General features: G+C 69.8%; 4 protein-coding genes. All 4 read right to left on the reverse strand.

All coding sequences use genetic code 11. From position 1 onward, the window contains the following. Positions 1-1,042: M20/M25/M40 family metallo-hydrolase (locus GH736_RS18500; RefSeq protein ID WP_235934452.1), on the reverse strand; the 1,042-nt coding region annotated here is incomplete at its 3' end. After that, positions 1,043-1,846: an amino acid ABC transporter ATP-binding protein gene (locus GH736_RS18505; RefSeq protein WP_328596906.1), complete on the reverse strand. Its 804-nt coding sequence runs from the start codon at positions 1,844-1,846 to the stop codon at positions 1,043-1,045. Continuing rightward, complete coding sequence (locus GH736_RS18510; RefSeq protein ID WP_203230846.1) at positions 1,843-2,829, reverse strand: amino acid ABC transporter permease; 987 nt, start codon at positions 2,827-2,829, stop codon at positions 1,843-1,845. The genes GH736_RS18505 and GH736_RS18510 overlap by 4 nt, the downstream gene beginning before the upstream one ends. 35 nt (positions 2,830-2,864) lie before the next feature. Beyond that, positions 2,865-3,833, reverse strand: coding sequence for an ABC transporter substrate-binding protein (locus GH736_RS18515; RefSeq protein ID WP_159605969.1), 969 nt, complete (start codon positions 3,831-3,833; stop codon positions 2,865-2,867). Positions 3,834-4,074: the final 241 nt, after the last annotated feature.

A 4,074-nucleotide genomic window follows, 5' to 3' on the forward strand; every position in this document is an offset into this window, starting at 1 on the left:
CCTCCACGCGGAAGCCCAGCCGGTCCGCGACATCCGCCGCCACGGCGACGATCGGGGCGGTCGACGCGGCCTCCAACGGCGGGCACACATCCTGCCGGACGGCACGGACGCTGGTGCCGGCCACCTTGACGGCCGCGGCCCGCTCGTCGATCGCATCCATCACCGCCTCGAGGTCGTCGAGGGTCCGCGCCCGTACCTCGACGACGAGCTCGGCCGCGTCGGGAACGATGTTGGGCCGACTTCCAGCTGAGACGTTGCCCACGTTCACCGTGACGCCGGGGCGGCTGTCGTTGAGGGCGAGCAGGTCGAGCACCAGGTGGGCGGCCTCCGCCGCCGCATTCGCGCCCCGCTCCGGTTCGATGCCGGAGTGCGCCGCTCGGCCGCTGACCTCCAGGCGCACGTCGGCGATGCCCTTCCTCGCCGATACGAGGTCGCCGTTCTCCCTCGCGCACTCGAGGGACAGTGCGACATCCGCTTCGCCGGCCAACGCGGCGAGCTGTGCGCGGCTCGCGGGCGATCCGACCTCCTCGTCTGGGGTGAGCGCGATGATGAGCTCGCCGTAGCCGCGCCACCCGCAGCCTTCGAGAGCTCGGGCCGCGGCGAGGCCGGCGAGGAGCCCGCCCTTGTCGTCGCTGACTCCCGGTCCGTACGCGCGCCCGGCCGACTCCCGATACGGGCGACGTGCCGCCTCGCCGGCGGGGAAGACCGTGTCCATGTGCCCGAAGAGGAGCACCGTCGCCGTGCCGGTCCCCCGCCGACGGGCCACGACGACATCACCATGGCGGACGCCGCCGATGGGCTCGGTCGCCGTGCGAGCGACGGTGAACCCGTCTGCGGCCAGGCGGCCCGCGCACCAGTCGGCGACGCGATTCACGCCGTCGACGTCGGCGCTGCCGGAGTCCATCGAGACGAGTTCGGCGAGATCGGTCCGGTAGCCGGCCACAGCGCCCTCGACGGCGGTACGAAGGGCCGCGAGCCAGGTCGGCGACTCGGACGGCAGCGCGGTGCGAGCCGCGGTCGGTCGCGAGAGATCGAGCGGCACTCAGAGCACCTTCGACAGGAACGACCGGGTGCGCTCCTCGGCCGGCTCGACGAGCACCTGCCGCGGATCGCCCTGCTCGACGACGACCCCGCCGTCCATGAAGACCGCCACGTCGGCGACCTCGCGCGCGAACCCGATCTCATGGGTCACCACGATCATGGTCATCCCGCCCTCCGCGAGGCGGCGCATGACGTCGAGCACGTCGCCGACGAGCTCGGGGTCGAGCGCAGACGTCGGCTCGTCGAACAGCATGACCTGGGGGTCCATCGCGAGCGCTCGCGCGATGGCCACGCGCTGCTGCTGGCCGCCCGACAGCTGCGCCGGATAGGTGCCGGCCTTGTCGCCGAGCCCGACCTGTTCGAGCAGGCGAATGCCGTCGTCGCGCGACTCGGCCTTCGAACGTCCGAGCACCTGCGTCGGTGCCTCCATCACGTTCTCGAGGGCGGTCATGTGGGGGAACAGGTTGAACCGCTGGAACACCATGCCGACCTTGCGGCGCTGGGTGGCGACCTCCTTCTCACGCAGCTCGAAGAGTCGGCCGTCCTTCTCGCGGTAGCCGACCGTCTCACCGGCGACGCGGATCACGCCCGCGTCGATCTGCTCGAGGTGGTTGATGCAGCGGAGGAACGTGGACTTCCCCGACCCCGAGGGGCCGAGCAGGCACACGACCTGGCCGCGCTCGACAGACATCGTGATGCCCTGCAGCACCTCGAGGCTTCCGAAGCGCTTGTGCACCTCGACCGCCTCGACCATGGGGCCGGGGCCGGCGGCGGGAGGTGCGGCCTGGGGGGCGGCTGCGGTCATGAGGCGGACTCCTTCTTCGAGGCGCGCACGGGCAGGGTGAGGCTCTGGGTGAACGTGGAGACCCGCGACCCCAGGGTCGGGCGCACGCCGGTGAACCCCCGGCCGTAGCGGCGCTCCAGCCACATCTGCGGGATCGAGAGGATCGAGGTGAGCGCGAGGTACCAGATCGCGGCGACGATGAGCAGCGGGATGATCTTGTAGTTCTGGGTGTACGCCTCGCGGATGTTCGACATCAGGTCGTCACCGGCGACGATGGCGACCAGCGAGGTGCTCTTGAGCATCGTGATCGTCTCGTTGCCCATGGGCGGGATGATCACGCGCATCGCCTGCGGGAGGACGATCCGTCGCAGGGTCTTCAACGGGGACATGCCCAGGGAGTGGGCGGCTTCCGTCTGGCCGGGATCCACGGACTGGATCCCCGCGCGCACGATCTCCGCGGCGTACGCCATCTCGTTGAGCCCGAGCGCGAGCAGCGCGGCCACGGTGGCGGGGATGAGGTCGCTCGTCGTGAACGACCAGAACTCCACCGAGGTGAACGGCACGCCGACGACCACCTTCGGGATGAAGGCGCCGATGAAGCCCCAGAAGATGAGCTGCAGCAGCAGCGGCGTGCCGCGGAAGACCCAGATGAACAGGGCGGCGGCGATCGAGAGCACGGGGTTCGGCGAGAGGCGCATGACCGCGACCACGATGCCGCCGATGACGCCGACCACCATGGATGCCGCGGTGAGCCACAGGGTGATGACGACGCCGCTGAGCGTGAGGGGCTTGAAGAGGTACTCCCCCACCGTCGGGAGGTCGAGGTTGGGGTTCTGGAGGATCGACGACAGGGTCGCGATGCCGATCACGAGGACGAGCACTGCGGCGATCCAGCGCCCCGGATGCCGCACGGGCACCGCCTCCACGGGTCGGGGACGGGCGGCGCCCGAGGAGCCGTGCGGCCCCTCGGGCGCCGTCAGGGCTGACGGCTTCATTGCGGTCATGGGTGGTGCTTTCGGTTCGGTCGCGACCGGGATGGTCACGAGGAGGCGGCGCCGTTGATGGTGGCTTCGTCGATGCCGATGCCGGTGACGCCGTACTGGTCGAGGATGGCCTCATAGGTGCCGTCGTCCATGAGCGACTGGAGCGCGGCCTGGATCGCCTCGGCGAACGCCGCGTCGTCCTTGAGCACGCCGATGCCGTTCAGTGTCGCGTCGTAGCCGTTCGGGGCCTCGGGGTCCTCGACGACCTCGAACGTCTTGCCGTCGTTGGTCGTCTTCGCCACGTATCCGGCGCTGGGCTTGGTGAGCAGCGAGGCGATCGCCTTGCCGCTCGTGATCGCGAGCTGGGCATCCGCGTCGGAGGGGAACTCCGACAGCGCGATGGGCTCCAGTCCGTTCGCCTCGCATTCGCCCTGCCAGACGTCGTTGACCAGGTCGACCTGGCTCGTCGCTGCCTGCACGGCCACCTCGGCGCCGCAGAGGTCGAGGAAGCTCTCGATGCCCTCGGGGTTGCCGGCCGCGGTCAGGATGCCGGTGCCCGATGCCGAGTAGTCCACGAAGGTGAGCACCTCCATCCGTTCGACGCTCGAGGTCATGGCCGTGATGGTGGCATCGAAGTTGCCGGCCTGCAGTGCCGGGATGATGCCGTCGAACGCCTGCTGCTCGAACTCGAAGTCGACGCCGAGCTTGGCACCGATCGCGCGGCCGAGGTCGACGTCGACTCCGGTGAGCTCATCGGACCCCTCCTCGGTGAACATCTCGAAGGGCGCGTAGGGGGCGTCGGTCGCGACCTTGACCGAGCCGGCGTCGGCGATCTCCGCAGGCAGCAGTGCCGCTGCGTCGTCGTCGACGGTGATCTCGATGCCGGCGATCTTCACCGGCTCGGATGCCGCGGGCTCACCTTCGGCGGATGCGGCGGTGCATCCCGTGGCGAGCAGCGCCGTTGCGGAGACCAGCGTGAGCGCCGCGGTGAGGCGACCTGCTGAGGGAAGTGGGGAACGCGACATGACATGCCCTTCGTGCGGTTCATGGAGGTGGGGTGTGCTTGCGGTCGAGTATGTAACATCCGTTACAGAAATGCTAGTGATTTCTGTTTCTGTAATGTAGCGTCGCGGCCATCCCCGCATCCGGCGGGCACGAAGGAGTGACATGAATCGCATGCTTGCCCCCATTCTCGCCTCGACGCTGGCCATCGGCCTCGTCGCCGGCGCTGCTCCGGCCCACGCCGCAGCCGGCGGGCCGCGCGCG

The organism is Agromyces humi (genome assembly GCF_009720255.1).
GTDB classification, from domain to species: Bacteria; Actinomycetota; Actinomycetes; order Actinomycetales; family Microbacteriaceae; genus Agromyces; species Agromyces humi.